19 protein-coding genes are annotated in these 17,719 nt (G+C 63.2%); all 19 read right to left on the reverse strand.

Annotated features, from left to right (window positions below):
• Window positions 1-2 precede the first annotated feature (2 nt).
• The 19 genes from NMB96_RS16560 to flgK all read right to left on the reverse strand — a co-directional run bounded on the left by NMB96_RS16560 (window position 3) and on the right by flgK (window position 17,716).
• Window positions 3-653, reverse strand: coding sequence for an acetyltransferase (locus NMB96_RS16560; RefSeq protein WP_023903940.1), 651 nt, complete (start codon window positions 651-653; stop codon window positions 3-5).
• Entirely contained in the window at window positions 653-1,405 is a 753-nt protein-coding gene (locus NMB96_RS16565) for an SDR family NAD(P)-dependent oxidoreductase (protein WP_023903941.1), read from the reverse strand. The genes NMB96_RS16560 and NMB96_RS16565 overlap by 1 nt, the downstream gene beginning before the upstream one ends.
• Window positions 1,402-2,175, reverse strand: coding sequence for an SDR family NAD(P)-dependent oxidoreductase (locus tag NMB96_RS16570; protein ID WP_023903942.1), 774 nt, complete (start codon window positions 2,173-2,175; stop codon window positions 1,402-1,404). The genes NMB96_RS16565 and NMB96_RS16570 overlap by 4 nt, the downstream gene beginning before the upstream one ends.
• The gene (locus tag NMB96_RS16575) at window positions 2,172-3,212 is read right to left on the reverse strand and encodes a ketoacyl-ACP synthase III (protein ID WP_023903943.1); all 1,041 of its coding nucleotides are present in this window, start codon (window positions 3,210-3,212) and stop codon (window positions 2,172-2,174) included. Before NMB96_RS16575 ends, NMB96_RS16570 begins: the two co-directional genes overlap by 4 nt.
• Before the next feature lie 5 nt (window positions 3,213-3,217).
• Complete coding sequence (locus tag NMB96_RS16580; RefSeq protein WP_115038927.1) at window positions 3,218-3,442, reverse strand: acyl carrier protein; 225 nt, start codon at window positions 3,440-3,442, stop codon at window positions 3,218-3,220.
• Between the two features lie 64 nt (window positions 3,443-3,506).
• Entirely contained in the window at window positions 3,507-4,616 is a 1,110-nt protein-coding gene (locus tag NMB96_RS16585) for a DegT/DnrJ/EryC1/StrS family aminotransferase (RefSeq protein WP_255085292.1), read from the reverse strand.
• 121 nt (window positions 4,617-4,737) lie between these two features.
• Complete coding sequence (locus tag NMB96_RS16590; RefSeq protein WP_255085293.1) at window positions 4,738-6,222, reverse strand: sigma-54 dependent transcriptional regulator; 1,485 nt, start codon at window positions 6,220-6,222, stop codon at window positions 4,738-4,740.
• On the reverse strand, window positions 6,215-6,598 hold the full coding sequence (locus tag NMB96_RS16595) for a response regulator (protein ID WP_005997154.1): 384 nt from the start codon (window positions 6,596-6,598) through the stop codon (window positions 6,215-6,217). The genes NMB96_RS16590 and NMB96_RS16595 overlap by 8 nt, the downstream gene beginning before the upstream one ends.
• Window positions 6,599-6,606: 8 nt before the next feature.
• Window positions 6,607-8,010 (reverse strand): RNA polymerase factor sigma-54, encoded by a 1,404-nt coding sequence (gene rpoN, locus NMB96_RS16600; RefSeq protein WP_023903946.1) that lies wholly within the window; start codon window positions 8,008-8,010, stop codon window positions 6,607-6,609.
• A gap of 223 nt (window positions 8,011-8,233) precedes the next feature.
• Window positions 8,234-8,866 (reverse strand): response regulator transcription factor, encoded by a 633-nt coding sequence (locus NMB96_RS16605; protein ID WP_003482986.1) that lies wholly within the window; start codon window positions 8,864-8,866, stop codon window positions 8,234-8,236.
• A gap of 70 nt (window positions 8,867-8,936) precedes the next feature.
• Window positions 8,937-9,503, reverse strand: coding sequence for a PilZ domain-containing protein (locus tag NMB96_RS16610; protein ID WP_023903947.1), 567 nt, complete (start codon window positions 9,501-9,503; stop codon window positions 8,937-8,939).
• Window positions 9,503-9,796 carry a hypothetical protein gene (locus NMB96_RS16615; RefSeq protein ID WP_176340894.1) on the reverse strand — a complete coding sequence of 98 codons (294 nt, stop codon included), beginning with the start codon at window positions 9,794-9,796 and terminating at the stop codon, window positions 9,503-9,505. Before NMB96_RS16615 ends, NMB96_RS16610 begins: the two co-directional genes overlap by 1 nt.
• 8 nt (window positions 9,797-9,804) lie before the next feature.
• Entirely contained in the window at window positions 9,805-10,218 is a 414-nt protein-coding gene (fliS, locus tag NMB96_RS16620) for a flagellar export chaperone FliS (protein ID WP_023903949.1), read from the reverse strand.
• A 151-nt stretch (window positions 10,219-10,369) separates the two neighbouring features.
• Complete coding sequence (gene fliD, locus NMB96_RS16625; protein ID WP_023903950.1) at window positions 10,370-11,695, reverse strand: flagellar filament capping protein FliD; 1,326 nt, start codon at window positions 11,693-11,695, stop codon at window positions 10,370-10,372.
• A 261-nt stretch (window positions 11,696-11,956) separates the two neighbouring features.
• Window positions 11,957-13,156 (reverse strand): flagellin, encoded by a 1,200-nt coding sequence (locus tag NMB96_RS16630; RefSeq protein WP_023903951.1) that lies wholly within the window; start codon window positions 13,154-13,156, stop codon window positions 11,957-11,959.
• Window positions 13,107-13,403: a hypothetical protein gene (locus tag NMB96_RS16635; RefSeq protein ID WP_255085294.1), complete on the reverse strand. Its 297-nt coding sequence runs from the start codon at window positions 13,401-13,403 to the stop codon at window positions 13,107-13,109. The genes NMB96_RS16630 and NMB96_RS16635 overlap by 50 nt, the downstream gene beginning before the upstream one ends.
• Before the next feature lie 94 nt (window positions 13,404-13,497).
• Window positions 13,498-14,478: an IS5 family transposase gene (locus NMB96_RS16640; protein WP_183086593.1), complete on the reverse strand. Its 981-nt coding sequence runs from the start codon at window positions 14,476-14,478 to the stop codon at window positions 13,498-13,500.
• A gap of 158 nt (window positions 14,479-14,636) precedes the next feature.
• Window positions 14,637-15,842, reverse strand: coding sequence for a flagellar hook-associated protein FlgL (flgL, locus tag NMB96_RS16645; RefSeq protein ID WP_255085295.1), 1,206 nt, complete (start codon window positions 15,840-15,842; stop codon window positions 14,637-14,639).
• Complete coding sequence (flgK, locus tag NMB96_RS16650) at window positions 15,842-17,716, reverse strand: flagellar hook-associated protein FlgK (RefSeq protein ID WP_023903953.1); 1,875 nt, start codon at window positions 17,714-17,716, stop codon at window positions 15,842-15,844. The genes flgL and flgK overlap by 1 nt, the downstream gene beginning before the upstream one ends.
• Window positions 17,717-17,719 lie beyond the last annotated feature (3 nt).

A 17,719-nucleotide genomic window follows, 5' to 3' on the forward strand; every position in this document is an offset into this window, starting at 1 on the left:
GATCAGTCTGCTGGGTTGTTTTTGTGGAAAACAATTTTGGCCGGATTGCCGAACACAGTGGCGCCGGCCGGTACGTCCTTCATGACCACCGCACCGGCTCCGATGACCGCGCCGTCACCGACCTTGATGCCTGGCATCAGGGTAGCGCGTGGGTGCACGGTGACGAAGTCGCCGATCTGCACGCCACCGCCCATGAACGTCATTGCGCCAACGTGCACGTAGTCACCGATGCGTACATCGTGCCCGAGCATGCTTTGGGCATGGATGGTGACAAAGTCGCCCATGCGCACGTCCGGCCCGGAATGGACCAGCAAACCAAAGAAGCAGCCCTGGCCGAAATGCACCCGCCTGCCCAGGCGGACGTCGGTGCAGATTGGAATGAACCGCCCGCCCTTTTCGAGGATCGGCAGAGCATAGCGGTGGCGGTCGTAGGGATTTCCCATCGCACAGACGAATACATCGTCAGGCTGGGGCAGATAGCTCATCGGATCGCCGATGATCGGTGTATCGACCCCGTAGCGATCTAGGATATCGGCGCGGCTGTCCAGGAACCCGCCGATCAGCCAGTCCTTGCCATGCCCGGCATCGTTACGCATTTGCTCCAGGACTTCGCGGCCCCAGCCGCCGGCGCCGATAATGAGTGCGCGTTCCATCAGAGCACCGCCCCGCCGTCCATGACCAGGCTGGTGCCGGTGACCCAGCGGCTGGCGTCGGACAGCAGGTAGACCGCAGCGTTGGCGACATCTTGCGGTGTGCCTAGACCCAGTGGATGGCGCGCGCGTTGTTGGTTCAGCAGTTCATTGAGCCCGTTGTCCTCGCCCCAAAGGCGCGGAGTGGGCACGGCCGATGGCGAAATCCCGTTGACTCTCACGCGGTGCTTCGCCTGTTCCAAAGCTAAGCACCGGATAATGCCCAGCAGGGCGGACTTCATTGCCGAGTACGGCCCCACGCCGCGTGTACCAATATGCGCGGAGGTGGACAGCATGAACACGATAGAGCCTTGCGGGTTAATGGCATTGGCTTGCAGCAGACGCTGCGTCAGCATGACCGGTGCCAGGAAATGAACCTGGTACATGCGCGTCATCAGTTCTTCCTTCAGTTGGCGGATCGGCGACAGCATCTGCCCGCCGAAGCAGTGCACGACGCCGTCGATGCGCTGGCTGGCTTGCACCAGGCGCTCCCGGTCCTGCGAAACAGTCAGGTCGGCCTGCACCTGCACATGCCCGTCGCCGGCCAGTTGCGCATGGGTTTGCTGGAGACGCTCGGGATCGCGACCGCTGATGACCAAGCGTGCGCCACGCCGTGCGCAGGTCAGCGCGATTTCCTGGCCAAGGCCGGACGATGCGCCGGTGACCAGGATGGTCTTGCCAGTTAGGGAAAAGGCTTTGCGAGTCGGATTGCTCATGCGTAGATGTCCATCGGCACGGTCAGGCCACCATCTACGACGAAGTAGTTGCGGGTGACCCAGCGACTTGCGTCGGACAGATAAAACACCGCCGCATAAGCCACGTCTTCCGGTTCGCCCAGTCCCAGCGGGGTCAGTTTGGCGTGCTCATCGATGTTGCCGCCGCTCTTGTTGAGGCCTTCAAGCATTGGCGTGCGCACGTAGCCGGGCACGATGCAGTTGGCGCGGATACCGTGCTTGGCCACTTCCAGTGCCAGAGTGCGCATTGCGCCGAGCAGGGCTGACTTGCTGGCGGAGTAGGCGGCAGTGGCCACAGGACCGATGTGCGAGCCCACCGCCGAGATGAATAGGATCGAGCCGTTGGCGTTGATGCGCTTTTTCGCCAGCAGACCGCGCGTCAGTAGCAGCGGTGCATAGACATTACTGGCGAAGGTTTCGTCCAGTTGCGCGCGGTTGATCATCCGGAATGGTGCTAGCCGGGCGATGCCGGCCGCGTGTGCGACGCCATCCAGGGCACCGACCAAAGCCACCAGATGGTCGATGTCTTCCTGCTTGTCCAGATTGGCGATTACCTGCTCATGCCCGGTGCCTTCAAGTGTGGCGAAGGTCTCGGCCAGGCGGCCTTCGTCGCGGCCGCTGATGACCAGTTGTGCGCCGATCTGCGCGCAGCTCAACGCGATCTGTCGTCCGATGCCTGACGACGCGCCGGTGACCAGGATACGTTTGCCCTGCAACGAGAACGGGTCGTTCGGATCGATGCCTGCACTCACGACTCGATCAACTCCGGAAACACCGCGCCTTCGATATCAATCAGGCAGGTACCCCACGACAAGCCGATCCCGAAGCCTGAAAGCAGCACACGCTTGGGGCCAGATTCCAGTTCTTTGTTGATCCTTGCGGTCATGGTGAGGGGCAACGATGCGCCGCTCGTGTTGCCGAAGTCGCGCAGGGTGGATGGCACCTTTTCGACCGGAAGGCCGAGCTTCTTGCGAATGGTCTCGTTGATCATCTTGTTGGCTTGATGAAAGACGAAGTAGTCGATGTCGTCTTTGCTGACGCCGGCATACGCGATCAATTTTTCAACTGCAGGCGGCACCCGCTGAGTCGAAAAGCTGAGCACGGCGGTGCCATCGAGCTGCAGATCGGTAGCCTGGTGCCAGCGATCCTTCTCGTTTTCACGATAAGGCAGCAGGTGCTGAATGGCGACAGGCTCGCGTTGACCACCCACCGGCAAGATGATGGCTTTATAGCCGCTCCCATCGCTGTTGAGGTCGAAATACATCGGTGCTGCGTTCTGGTCGAACTCTAGCGCCGTGGCGGTGCCAGAGTCGGAGAAGATCGGGTCTTCCAGATTGGCACTGCGGTCACCCACTAGCAGCAGGCCTTTCTTGACGCCGCCGGCGGCGATCATCGAGCCGAGCAGGTTGATGCCGAACGGGTAGGCCGAGCAGCCCAGATTGACGTCGAAAGCCACCGTGGCATGCGACAGGCCCAGCCGGTCTTGCAGGATGATGGCAGTGGCCGGGATCGGGTAATCCGGCGATTGGGTCACCACGATCAGTGCATCGATCTCCTCACGCTTCCACTGCAGCGTTTCCAGCAGCACCTGCGTCGCATCGAAGGCTAGGTCCGAAAAGCACTGCCAGGGCTGGGCCATGCGGCGCGTCTCGATACCGATGTTGCGCACCAGGCGCTCGCGCTCGGAACGGATCTGCGGCCGGCAGTCGGTGAGGTTGGACACGACCCGCTTCGGCACGCAAGTCGCCATGCCGGCAAAGCGAACGTTGTGCAGCGTGGAGGTCGGCATGGTGCTTACGCCTCGGTCAGTTTGTAGAGATCGCCGACAGTGATGGCCGTGGTCAGGTCTTCGCCGGTGATGGTCTTGCCGTATTCCATATCGAACATCACGATCACGCCCAGCGCGGCCAGCGAATCCCATTCCGGCAATTCCAGCAGCACGGTGTCCAGCGTGACCTCCACCGGTTCCTGGAAGTCGGTGGCGGAGATGAAGTTCTCGATAAACGTTGCCTGAGTCATGCGATCTCGCCTGGTTGCCTGTTGAAGAAATGGGAGTCTGAAATGCAGGTGCAGCGTGTTGCGGTCATGTTGCCTGTTGGCCGGCGATCAGATCGGCAATGGTATCGACCTGGTCGCGGGTCAAGCCAGGAAAGATCGGCAGGCACAACACCTGCGCCGCCACCGAGCGCGCCACCGGCAGCCATGCCGGTGCCGACGAGGGCAGGGCGCGATACATCGGGAAATCGCTGATCAACGGATAGAAGTAACGCCGTACCAGGATGCCGTGCTCGCGCATCAATTGGTAGAGCGCATCGCGCGCCAGCGGGTAGTCGTCCTGCACCAGAATCGGAAAGTACGCGTAGTTGGCAGTGGCGTGATCGGGCCGCGCAACGCAGCGGATGCCGCGAATATCGCTCAATCGCTGCCGATACTGCGCGTCGATGTCGCTGCGCTGCGCGATGGCGTGATCGATGTGCTTGAGTTGCAACAAGCCGAACGCCGCGCTGATCTCATTCATCTTGCCGTTGATGCCCGGCGCGACCACCGTGGTTTCGTCGACGAAGCCGAAGTTCTTCAGATGCCCGATACGTTGATAGGTTTTTTCGTCCGGGCAGATAATCGCGCCGCCTTCGAAGGTGTTGAACACCTTGGTGGCATGAAAGCTCAACACGCTCAGGTCGCCATGGCGCAGGATCGAGCCACCGCCATCGCGCACACCGAAGGCATGCGCCGCGTCGTAGATCACCTTGAGGTTGTAGATATCGGCGATGCGCGTGATGGCGGCGGTGTCGCAGGTCGTGCCGTAACAATGCACGGGCATGATGGCGGTGGTCTGCGGCGTGATGGCCGCTTCGATCTTGGACGGATCCATGTTGAGCGTCACCGGGTCGATGTCCACAAACACCGGGGTGATGCTTTTCCACAGCAGCGAGTGCGCGGTGGCCACGAACGAGTAGGGCGTGGTGATCACTTCACCGGTGATGCGCAGCGCCTGCAACGCGGTGATCAGCGCAGTGGTGCCGTTGGTCAGCAAGGCAAGATGCGGCACGCCCAGGTACTCGCACAGTGCGCGCTCGAGTGCCCGATGCATTTCGCCACCGTTGCTGAGGATGCGGCTGGTCCAGATCTGCTCCAGATAGGGCAGAAATTCTTCCAGCGGCGGCAGCAGCGGACTGGTGACGGGTATGGTCATCAAACACTCGGCAAGTGGAGTCGGCACGTCGATGTCGATTCCGTTCGCAGCCGATGACTGCGAACGGAGTGATCCTGCTGAAGCAAGCGCTGTGCCAGCAGACGTGGCCGGCGCGCTGGTCCTAGTTCGCCAGCTCGGTTTGCTCGCGATCGATGCCGTACTTGCGCAGCTTTTCCACCAGCGTGGTGCGGCGCAGGCCGAGCAGCTGCGCGGCGTGCGCCACCACGCCCTGGGTACGTTCCAGCGCTTCGTTGATCAGCGCCAGCTCGATGTTGGCCATGTGACCACGCAGGTCGATGCCATCGTCGGGCAGGCTGGACGCGGTGGCCGGTTCGGTGGTGGCCGATTTGGGCTGCAGCGTCACCACATTGCTCGGCAAGGTGCTGACCTCTGCGGGTGCGGCAACCAACGCCGGCTCGGGCGGAAGTTCGAGCGCAGTGGCCGCGGCAAAATCACCGCGATAGCGTGCCGGCAGATCCTGCACGCGCACCAGACCGCCCGGGTGCAGCACCGCAAGGCGCTCCACCAAGTTGGTCAGCTCGCGCACGTTGCCCGGCCAGTCGTAGCTGCGCAGCGCCTGCAAGGCTTCATCGGCAAAGCGCACTTCGCCGCGCCCGGTGCGCGCCAGCTGCCCGGCGATGGTCTGCACCAGAATCGCCAGGTCGTCCACGCGTTCGCGCAGCGCCGGCATTTCGATCGGAAACACGTTGAGGCGATAGAACAGATCCTCGCGGAACTGGCCATCGCTGATGCGCGTTTCCAGATTGCGGTGGGTGGCGGCGATCACGCGCACGTTGCAGCGGATGGTCTGGCCACCGCCCACGCGCTCGAAGCTGCGCTCCTGCAGCACGCGCAGCAGCTTCACCTGCATCGGCAGGCTCATGTCGCCGATTTCATCGAGCAGCAGCGTGCCGCCCTCGGCCATTTCGAAGCGGCCCTTGCGGGTGCTCAGGGCGCCGGTAAAGGCGCCTTTTTCGTGGCCGAACAGTTCGCTTTCCAGCAGGTCCGGCGGAATCGCGCCGCAGTTGATCGCCACAAACGGCCCGTCGCGCCGCGGCGAATGCTGGTGGATGGCGCGCGCGACGACTTCTTTGCCGGTGCCAGATTCGCCCAGTACCAGCACGGTGGTGTCGAACGCCGCCACCTGGTCGATCAAGCGGCGCAGACGGGTCACCGCCTCGCTGTTGCCGGTCGGGCCGGTGTCCTGCTGCACGCCGGCCTGATGCTCGGCATCCAGCCGCTTGAGGCTGGCACGGCGCAACAAGGCTTCCAGCTGCGCGTGACGCAGCGGCGTGTCCAGCGTCCAGACGTTGGCTTCGTGCAGCCCGTGCGTCTGCGCGAACGCGCTCGGGCTGCCTTCCATCAGCAGCACCGGTGGCGGCAGCTTGGCGTCGGCCAGCCAGTCAAAGAACTTGTCGGCCTGTGCAGCATCCTGCGCCGAGCCCACCATCACCGCCATCCACTCGTCGTGGCGATGACGGCCAGGATTGATGTCGGCGCCGTCGGTGACCCAGCGTGGATTGAAGTCCATGAACTCGAGCAGCGAGACCGTGCGCTCGGCGCGCACGGCATCGCTGTCGATCAGCAGAATGCGGGACTCACTCATTCCTGGCTCCTTCCGTCAGGCCCTCCAGGATTGGCATGACTTCCTGGATATAGGACAGCTTGCTAACAAAATTGTCAGCACCCGCGCGAAGGGCATGTTCACGATGCTCTGCATCGTCAAAGTGGCTCGCGATGACAATATACGGCGGATCGTCCTGCGTCTTGATCAAACGGGTCGCCTGCAACCCGCCCATCTCCGGCATGGCCAGGTCCATCAACACGACATTGGGGCGCAGCGACTCAGAGCGCTCGATCGCTTCCAGTCCATTGGCGGCACTGCCCACGATATTGAGCCACTCCACTTTGCGAAAATGACGCATCGCAGCGTTGATGAAGCCCTCGTGGTCGTCGACCAGCAGCACGGTGAGTTTGCTCATAGTAGTCCTTATCCTGCCCGGGCAAGCAGCGGTTTGTTGATGCGGCGGCGCTCGCGTGCCGGGGCGATGTCGAGTTGTTCGCGGTACTTGGCCACAGTGCGACGGGCAATGTTAACGCCCTGACGCGACAACAGCCCGGCGATGGCTTCGTCGGCCAGCGGCCGGCCGGCCGGTTCGCTTTCGATCAGTCTGCGCACCATCGCCTTGACTGCCTGGCCGGAGACGCTGGCGCCTTCCAGACGCACGGCAAAGAAATGCTTGAGCTCGAAGGTGCCGCGCGGTGTCTGGATGTATTTACCGGTGGTAATGCGCGAAATCGTCGATTCGTGCATGCCGATCTCATCGGCAATTTCCTTTAGCGTCAGCGGTGCCATGGCTTCTTCGCCACGCACCAGAAACGCGGCCTGACGCTCGACGATGGCGCGCGTGGCACGCAGCAAGGTCTCGTAGCGCATCGACAGGCCGCGGGTCAGCCAGCGCGCTTCTTGCAGCATGTCGCGCAGCGGTTGTGCGGCTTCGCCGGCCTCGGCCAGTGCGCGCTCGTGCACGGGATTGATGCTTACGCGATGCGTGGTGGCCGGATTCAATGCAACGCGCCAGCTGCCATCGGCATGCCATGCAAGCACATCGGGAATCACGCTGGCGTTGCTTTCCTGCAGCAGGTCGTCGCCCGGGCGTGGCTGCAGCGAGAGGATCAGGCGCACCGCTTCGCGGGCGTCGTCGAGCTCGGCGTCGTGCGCGCGTGCCAGCAATGCGTAGTCGTGGCTGGCCAGCAATTCCAGATCGCCGGACAGGATGCGCGCAGCCAGATGGCGTGCCGGCACGCGGCCGGGCAGGGCGCTCAGCTGGGCCTGCAGACACTCGCGCAGATCGCAGGCGGCCAGGCCGGCCGGGTCGCCGTGCAGCAGGCGCTGACGGATCGCTTCCATTGCCTGCACGGTCATACCCAAGCGAGTGGCGCCGAGCTGCTGCAGGGTCGCCAACGCTTCGCTCAGATAGCCGGCGTCGTCGGTCTGCTCCAACCAGAACGCGGCGGCCGCCAATGCGGCCTCGTCCAGGTCCAGTGCCAGTTCGCGCAGGATGCGCACATGCGGGTCGGTGGATTCGCCAGCGGCCACGCGCTGCATGCGGTCGTCGTCGCCATCGTTCCAGCTGCTGCTTTGCACATCCCACATCGTGCTCTCGGGCAGCTCGTCGAAGGCGGCGATATCGGAGGCGCCATCATCGCTGGTCGCGACGTCGTCGCTGCTGTCGGCCAGTTCTTCCAGCTCCAGCAGCGGATTGGTTTCCAGTGCGCGACGGATTTCCAGCTCCAACTGCATGCCGTCCAATTGCAACAGACGGATAGACTGCAGCAACTGCGGGGTCAGGTGCAGTTGCTGGCCAAGCTGGGCGGAAATGGTCGTCTTCATCGAAGCGCTTCCGTAAGGCGCCGCATGTAGCGGCGATGGAACGCATCTTGCAGGACAACGCGACGGGTTTCTAATCAGGGAGTGGTGTGAGGTGACTCATGATATTCCTGACAGCATGTCAGGAACTCCCTGACACTACAGGCGGGCTCAAGCATGCCCGCCGGAATCCCGTCACTGTTTTGGCCTTCAACGGCCTGCAGACTCTCGCAACCGAGCGAACGCCTCAGACCAGCTCGTTGTGATGTTTGGCCGCCAGCAGCACCAGGTCGTTGGCACGCCGGCAGCCGAGCGATTCCATCATGCGCGCGCGGTGTGTCTCCACCGTCTTGACGCTGATGCCCAGGTCGGCGGCGATTTCCTTGTTGCTCTGGCCGCGGCCGATCTCGCGCAGGATCTCGCGTTGGCGCGGGGACAGCGCGGCGATGCCGACCGGTTTTTCGCGGCCCAGCATCGGCGCGATCATCTTGGACGAAATCTGCGGGCTCAAAAACACCTGGCCGGCGGCTGCAGCACGCAGCGCCAGTTCCAGTTCGAGCGGCGCGGCGTCTTTGACCACGAAACCGACCGCGCCGCGATCCAGCGCGTCGCGCACATGCACCGGGTCGTCGTGCATCGACATCATCACCACATGCGTACGCGGCGCAGCGCGCAACACATCGGTCATGGCATCCAGGCCGCTACGGCCGGGCAGGGACAGGTCCATCAACACCAGATCGGGTCGGTGCAGGGATGTCATATCCAGGGCTTGTTGCGCATTGCTGGCCTCGCCAACGACATCGATGCCGGCGAAGGTTTGCAGCAGCCTGGACAGGCCGGCACGTACAAGGGTGTGATCGTCGACGATGATGACTCGCACGGCGCAGAAGAGACCTTTTTTCAGTAAAGGGCACCTTAGCCGACCCGGCGCCTCGCGCCAACAGGCGGCGTCAGCGCTGGCGGCGGGCGTCGGCGATCTGACGGCGATGCAGACGGAACAGATGGCGTTCCAGTGCGTCCTGCAGGCCGGGCGAGAGCGGCGCAAACCGCAGCCACAGCCAGTGATCGTGGCCATCGTGGGCGCTCGCTAACACCTCGGCGGGCAACTGTACCAGTTCAGGAAGCCAGTCGGATGGCTGCAGGCAAACGCTGCCAACCGTGCCTGGCGGCTGGCTGCTTGCGCAACTCAGGCGGATCCCTCGGACCGACCAGCGCACCGTGCCCTGGATCAGGCCGGTGTCGGCTTGCCGCACCAGGCGGCCGATCAAGGCCAGCATCAGGTCGAGTTTGGCATCCATGCGCTGCACCAGCAGCGGCAGGTCGCCGCGGTCTTCGCTGGTTTCTTCGCTGCGCAGGTCTTCCACCTGGCCCAGGCTGCGCAGTAGGGTTTCTGCGGCACTGTGCGAGCCGGCATCGCTACCGGCGCGAAAACCGGCCGGCAGACGCAATTCGCAACTGAGCGTGTCGGCGAACAGCGCGGCATCGGCGGATGGCGCGAGTGTGCCGAGCGTACTCATCAGATCCGTCCGACCCGGGCATAGGCGCGGCTGGCTGTCGATGAGGTGCGCTGTGCGCGGATCAGGTCCAGCAGCTTGCGGCGACGCTCGAGCATCATCCGCATCAAATCCTGCTGCATGGTGTGCAAGGTCTGCAGCGCGTCGCGGTCCTGGCTCAGGTCCACATGCTCGGCATACTCGCGCAAATGCAGATCGTGGCTGTCCAGCAGGAACGGCATCACCTCGAACTCCTCCTGCGCCATGGCGAGGCGGATATCGGCGATTTCGGCTTGAAGGCTTTGCGCGCTATGCATGGCTGGACTCACGAAACGGCAGAAAGGCCGCGTTGTTCGAGGGGGATGGAGTTCCACGCCGAGTCGATTTCGCTGAGCAGTTCCAGCGCTTCGGTCAACGCAGTTTCGTCGTTATGCAGGTTGGCTGCGGTCAGGCGCTGCATGACGTAGTCGTACAGTGCCGACAGGTTACCTGCGATCTCGCCGCCGGCTTCGTGATCCAGCGAGCCGTTCAAGTGACCGACGATGGCGCAGGCTTCGCCGATGGCCTTGCCCTTGCGCGCCTGGTCGCCCTGCGCCAGGCAGGCCTGGGCCAGACGAATGCGCTGGCAGGCGCCGGCAAACAGCAACGACACCAGCTTGTGCGGGTCGGCTTCGGTCACGCTGGTGGACACGCCGACCTTGCGGTATTGCTCGGCATATTGGCGATTGGAACCGTACATGGATGACTCCCTCAATTGGCTGGCCTTCGCGGGTCCCGGAGCGGGGTGCTCCTGCGACAACGCTCCTGCCAAGAGGCAAGGCCGACATCACGATAGGTACTACTTGTATCGGCAACACCGGCGTACGACTTGAGGACTGCGATCACGGAAATCAGCTTGTCAGCAGTCCGCTGAGTGAGCTGGTGCTGCCCTGCAGCTTGCTGATCATGGTTTCCATCGCGGTGAACTGCGCGTTGTAACGATCTGTCAGCTTGGTCATGCGCGCGTCCAGGTCGTCCAGGTCGGACTCGTAGCCCTTGATGGACTTGTTCAAGCTGTCCGAGCGCAGAGTCAAAGTGCCCGTATTGGCATTGACGTTGCTGTCCAGCAGCTTGGTCATGCCGGAGGCGAACTTGCTGTCCTTGCCGAACACCTCGGCGGCAGCGCCGCCATCGGAGGCGATGGCGGTGTCGAACTTGGCGCCGTCGAAGCTCATCACCCCATCCTTGTCGATGGTCAGGCCCAGCGCCTTGAGCTCGTTGACGTTGCCGCTCACCTGGCCGCGCAACTGCTGCTGCAGGCTACGCACCAGTGCGTCGCCGGTCAGTGCCGAGGCGGTCTTGGTGGTGGAATCGTAGGCGCTGCTTTTCGCCAGCAACGTATTGGCCGTGTTATAGGCCGCGGCGAAGGCGGTGAGATTGCCCTTCAGACCGCTGGTGTCGGCGGCGATGCCCAGGTTGAACTTGGTGCCTTCGGTGGCCTTGGTGAGGTTGAGCACCACGCCCGGCACGATGTCGGTGATGGTGTTGGAGCTGGAGGTGCGCTCGAAGCCATCTACACGCACCAGCGCGTCGGCCGCGGCCACTGACTGGTTCAAGCCGCCGGTGACGCCGGGGCCATAGGTGAGGCTGCTCAGGCTCGGGTCGCTGGCACTGACGGTCAATGCGCCCTTGGTGCCGGAGTCGACCGCGTTGAAGACCAGATGCTGGCCATCGTTGGCGGTGACCACGCTGGCGGTGACGCCCTTGCCACCGGCGGCCTTGTTGATGGCGGCGGCGATGTCGGTGAGCTTGTCAGTACCGCTGATGTCCACCGTGATGCTTTTGTCGCCATACCCAATCGTCAGCGTGCCGCTGCCGACGGTGGCATCGGCCGTAAACGCACCGGAGGCCAATTTCTGAGAGGCGGCCAGCGAGACCACTTCCACCGAGTAGTTGCCGGGGGCGGCCGAACTGGTGGTGGTGGCGGTGAAGCCCGCATCGGTCGGCACGGTCGCTTTGTAAGCGTTGGTGTCGGCGCTGCTGACGACCTTGTCCAGCGCAGATTTGAGCGTGGTCATGCTGCTCTTGATCTGGCTGATGGCCGACAGCTGCGTGGTCGCTGCGGTGCCGGCCTTGTTGATGCGTGCCTGCTCCGGATCCCTCTGACGGGATACCAGGGTGGACACCACCGTGGGGATATCCAACCCTGAAGCAGAAGTACTGATCAACGATGCCATGTTGCATTCCTCGTCTGGGCATCCGGATAACGGATACATGGGATTACGAGACGGATATCGGCCGCATCCACGAGGACTTTAGCGGCGGCGACACGTTTCGCTCACGGGAGACGTTGATGCAATTTCCGTGCCCGAGCCGCGTCAAAAAAACCGCGCCAACACATCGTGCCGTGCTTCCTCGTCAAATCTGCGGCCACAAAAAAGCCCCTCCGAGGAGGGGCTTTGGACTTGCTGCAAAGCGCTGCTGATTTGCTGCAAAAGTTACTGCAGCAGGCTCAGCACGTTCTGCGGAACCGACTTGGCCTGGGCCAGCATCGCGGTACCGGCCTGCTGCAGGATCTGCGTGCGGGTCAGCTCGGCGGTGGTCTTGGCGTAGTCAGTATCGGCGATGCGGCTGCGTGATGCCGACAGGTTCTCCGAAGTCGCGCTCAGGTTGGCGATGGTGGAGGTGAAGCGGTTCTGCACTGCACCCATGTCGGCGCGTGAGGAGTTGACCGTGGTCAATGCCTTGTCGACGATTTCAAGGGCCTGCTGCGCGCCGGAGAACGTAGAGATATCAAGGCTGCCCAGGGTCGAAGCGGTGGAGCCGGAAGCGGCCGAAGCGGTCTGGATGCCGGCGCCGACGGTGATGCCGGTGGCGCTGGAGGTACCGGCGGTCAGCGCGGTGAAGTCCTGGCCAGCCTTCAACGATTCGATCTGCACCGAGCCGTCGCTCTTGATCGAGGCGTACATGCCGGTCTGGTCGAGCTTGTCGTTGATCGCCGAGGCAACCTTCTTGTTGACGTCGGCAGCGGTGTCGCCGGCGGCGACCTTGACGTCGGCGATGGTGACGCTCTTGGCTGAACCGCTAGCGTCCTTGAACGACAGGCTGATGCCGCTGACCGAACCCGAGGCTGTGGCAGTGCCGGTCACGCCAGCGCCGGAGACGGCGGCAGCGAAGTTGGCCTTGCCCAGCGAATCGATGTTGGCGTCGGCGATACTGTTGATGCCGATGGTCTGGCCGGCATCGGCACCGACCTGGAACAGCGCGCCGGAGAACGAACCATCCAGCAGCTTGGTACCGTTGAAGCTGGTCTGATTGGCTACGCGGTCAATTTCTGCGGTCAGCTGCTTGACTTCGGAGTTCAGCGCCTCGCGGTCGGTGGACGAGTTGGTTGCATTTGCCGACTGCACCGACAGTTCGCGAATACGCTGCAGGTTGTTGCCGATTTCCTGCATCGCGCCTTCGGCGGTCTGGGACAGCGAGATGCCGTCGTTGGCGTTGCGCGAGGCAACGTCCAAGCCGCGGATCTGGGTAGTGAAGCGCTCGGCGATTGCGCCGCCGGCTGCGTCGACGGCAAAGCTGGTGATCCGCTTGCCCGACGAAAGCTGCTGGATGCTCAGCGCCAAGCTGGAGCTGTTGGTGTTGAGGTTACGCTGAGCGTTCAGCGACATTACGTTGGTGTTGATTACCTGTGCCATTTTGATTTCTCCTAAGCGATTTTTCCGGCAAGGGGGACTTGCCCGGAGCCTCCGCAGGGGGGCCATCAAGTTGGCCGTTGCCGCTGCTGAGATGAATAACGGCGTTGCGTCGGGAACCTTTAGCGAAATCCAGTATTTTTTTACTGTTTTCTGCATCGGGACAAAATACGGAAACGTTGTGTAGCAAGGGGTTTGGTTTATTCGGCAGCACCCCGCAGATCTTTAGGGATGGTCTGATCAACGGCATCGGAGGATGAGCCTAACCACATCGACCAGGCTGACGGCGCTCAGATCCTCGATTTTTTTGCCGTTTCCGGCGCGTTTGCAGGGTGTTGCCCGGGTTACAGGCGCACGTTCCCCATCGTCGGCAGTAACTGCTTTCGCTTCATCCACAGGTTCGATAGCGCAAACAAGGTCAGCACCTGCGCGGTGTTCTTGGCCAGGCCGCGATAGCGGACCTTGGTGTAGCCGAACTGGCGCTTGATCACCCGGAATGGATGCTCCACCTTCGCGCGCACGCTGGCCTTGAAGTGTTCCCAACGTCTTTCCCGAGCACGCTCGCGTTTGTTGCCGAGGGCTTGCATCGTCGAGGGCCTGGCGGCGATGAAGAATGCAGCCTTGCAGGCCTGCAGTTCTTCGCGTTTGTCCGCACCGGTGTAGCCGCTATCGCCGAACACGCTGTCTTCTTTGCCATGCAGCAACGTGTGCATCACCGTGACATCGGCGACGTTGGCGGCTGTGCAATGGACGTGGTGCACCAACCCGGAAAATTCATCCACGCCGATGTGCGCCTTCATCCCGAAATACCACTGATTGCCCTTCTTGGTCTGATGCATCTCAGGGTCGCGCGCGTTGTCGGCATTCTTGGTCGAACTGGGCGCCGCGATCAGCGTCGCATCGACGATCGTGCCCGACCGCAGGCTCTGGCCCTTGCGCGCCAGATGCGCGTTGACCGCTTCCAGCATCCGCGCGGCAAGGCCATGGGTCTCCAGCAGGCGCCGAAAGTTGAGAATCGTGGTCTCGTCCGGAACGTTGTCCAAGCCACCGAGCTGGGCAAACCGCCGCAAGGTCGGGATCTCGTGCAGTGCTTCTTCCATCGCCGGATCGCTCAGCGCATACCACTGCTGCAGCAGATGAATCCGCAACATCGTCGCCAGTGCGTACGGCTGCCGACCTGGCCGGCCCGATACCGGATAGTGCGGCGCGATCAGACCGAGCAGTTGCTGCCACGGAACCACCTGCTCCATCTCGGCCAGAAAGATCTCGCGCCGGGTCTGCTTGCGCTTGCCCAGGCCCTCAGCGTCACCGAACGTCAGTTGCATGGATCACTCCTCAACATCAGGCGGGTAGTGTCGCGTATCTGTGGTGCGTTGTTCAGAGGTTCCTTAGCGCTGGTATAACTTTCTACAAATAAACTCCGTCCGCCTGGCGCACTGCTCACGCGCAGGAGCGAAGAAGACCCTGGTTTTCTACTGCAAAATCAGCGGAGCAGGTTGAACAACGACGACGACTGCATCTGCTGAAAAATCGTTTGAGCGGCCTGCAACGAGGCCTTCTCGAGTTCGTACTGCCCGATCGCCGAGGCGTAATCCAGATCGCGGATCGACGACAGGGTGGTCTTGAGCGTGACTTCGTTGGATTCGAGCAGCGAGTTGGCGTTATCGATCGCCGACAACTGCGCGCCGCCCGAGGCGCGTGCGTCAATCATCTTCGACGAGGCCTGGCTGATGTCGCGCATGGAGGTCTGCAGCGTATTGATCATCGCTGCCTTCTGCGGCTGTGTCAGGGTGTCGGAGTTGAGTGCGCCGACCAGGTCGTCGATGCTGGAAAACACGTCCTTGGTGGTGGAGGCGCCGATCTGGAAACTGTCGCGCACCGCCGGTGCGCCGCTGATGCGCATGCGCACGCCGGCGGCGGTGATGTCTTCGCCATCTTTATAGGTGCCGGTGCCGACCACTGCGTTGGTGCTGTCGCGCACCTCGTAGGTGTCGGCGGCGGTGAACTGCACGCTGTAGCTGCCGCCATTCCAGCTGCCGGTACTGGCATCGCGGCTGAAATCCAGCAGCAGCCCGGTGCCGGTATTGGTGTTGGCGGGGTGCGCGTCCACGGTGCCGTCGCCGGTGCGGATACGCATGAAGATTTCGCTGCCGGGCAGGGTGTCGCTGACGAAGGTGTCTGGCGCCACTTCGACCTGCTTCTGGGTCTGGTCGCCGTTGTAGACGACGCCGCCATTGCTCTTGATGAACGGTGCGCTGCCATCAGCGGTGCCGCCGAACAGATAGCGCCCGGTGCCGTCGGTGCTGTTGGCCAGACTCACCATGCTGTCGCGCAGCGCAGTCAGTTCCGAGGCGATCGCCTTGCGGTCGTCTGGGCTGAGCGTGGAGTTATTGGCCTGCACCGCCAATTCGGTGACGCGCGCCATTTTGTCGCCGGCTTGCGACAGGGCGTTTTCCTGCAGGCCAAGCCGGTTCTGCACGTTGTTGGCGTTCTCGCCGAACCGTGTGATGGCTGCCAGGGCGCGATCCAGGCCCACCGCGGTGCCGGCGGCGACCGGATCGTCCTTGGCGGTGACCAGGCGCTGCCCGCTGGCGAGCTGGGCCTGGATCTGATTCAGCCGTGACTGCTTGGCCGTCATCGACGACACCGACTGGCTGTACATCATGCTGGTGGAGATACGGTCGGTCATCAGCGTACGGCGCCCAGGATGGCTTGGAAGATGGTGTCGGCGGTGGAGATCATCTGTGCGGCGGCCTGATAGGCCTGCTGCAGTTTCAGCATGTCGGCGGCTTCCTCGTCGAGGTTGACGCCGGAAATCGAATCGCGGCTGGCCTGCGCCTGGTCGTTGATGACCTTCTGTGCATCGGCCGAGTAACTGGCCGCACGTGCGGCCGAGCCCACCGAGGTGGTCAGACCGGACAGCGCGCCATTGAGCGTGACCGTGCCGCCATTGAGCGCCTTGGCGTCTTCCACCTTGGCCAGCAGTTTGGCGTTGCCGTTGTCGCTGGAGCCGGCGCCCATCGGGCCGACGCCGAAGGTGTCGCCGGCCTTGGGCGCGCCATCCAGCGCAAAACTCCAGCCATTGGCGCTGATGGTCTGGCCGGCGGTATAGGGAAACGGGCCGTTGCCATCGATGGTGTACTGGTTGGCGTCGATGAACTCGACCGACGACGGCGTCAGCAGCGCAGGGTTCTGCGCATTGGTGACCTTGACGTCGCTGATCTTGCCGGTGCCCAGGTTGGCGAGCGTGGCGGTGGCCTTGACCGGCGTTGCCGCGGCAATGCGCGAGGGGTCGGTGATGGCCACCGAGATGCTGCCAGCCAGCCCTGCGGTGGGCTGCAGCAGGAATTTGTCGCCGTTGGCCGGCGTGCCGCCGACCACCAGGCTGACACCGTTGAGTACCAGTGGATCGCCCGTGCTGCCGGTGCCGGTGATCGGCACGGCGGCGCCGGTGTCGGCGCGCGTGGCCTTCCACGCCGCACCGTCGAAGCTGAGCGTGACGTTCTGCCCGTCCACTGCGCTCATGTTGCTGAAACTGGCGCTCAGCGCCGCGGTGCCGGTGTTCTTGGGATTGGCGGCGGTGGTGGGCGAGCCGATGTTGAAGAAGTTGCCGCCCATCGCGCCGTACAGGTCCATGCCCTGGGCGTGACCGGCGTTGAAGGTGCTGGCCATGCCCACGGCCAGGCGCCCCAGTTCGGCCTGGGTCGGTTCGAGCACGCTGCTGCGGAACTCCAGCAGACCGCCCATCTGCCCGCCCAGCGAGTTGGCGCTGAGGCTGACGTTCTGGCCCTGGGTCTGCAACGCCACCTGCAGCTTGGTCGGCTGATACGGGTCGGCCACGGTGGTCAGTTTTGCCGCCGTGGTCCCCACCACCAGCGCCTGGCCGCCGGCGGTGAAAACATTCATGAAGCCGCCGTCCTGGATCACCGCGGTGCCGCCGGTGAAGCCGACCAGCTTGGACACCAGCGCATCGCGTTGATCGAGCAGATCCGGCGAGGCGTTGTCCACGCTGTTGCCGATGGTGCCGTTGATCTTGGCGATCTGTTGGGTCAGGCGATTGACCTCGTCCACCGAGGACGTCAGCCCGCTATTGACCTCGTTGCTCAGGCTGTCCATCTGCCCGTTGAGCTGCTTGAAGCGCGTCGCCAGCGAGTTGCCGCTGTCGAGCATGCTCTGCCGCTCGGCGGTGGAGGAGGCATTGGACGACACCGCGCTGGTGGAGTCGAAGAAGTTCGACCACAGCCCGGCGACATTGGTGGCGGTGTTGGAGTACAGGCTGTCGACGCGATTGGTCAGCGAGGACAGCTGCTGCAGGCGCGAGAGCTCGCCGCCGCTGTCGAGCAGCCGCGAGATGGCCAGCTGGTCGGCCACCCGGCCCACGTCGGTGATCTTGGCGCCATTGCCCACGAACGCGTAGCCCATGTCGGTGGGCGTGCGCGTTGCAAATTCCACACGTTGGCGGCTGTAACCTTCGGTATTGATGTTGGCGACGTTATGGCTAACGGTCGACAACGCCCGTTGGAAGGCGATTAGCGCACTGGTCCCGGTGGACATGATGGACATGGG

This window comes from Xanthomonas hortorum, from assembly GCF_024339125.1.
GTDB lineage: Bacteria > Pseudomonadota > Gammaproteobacteria > Xanthomonadales > Xanthomonadaceae > Xanthomonas > Xanthomonas hortorum.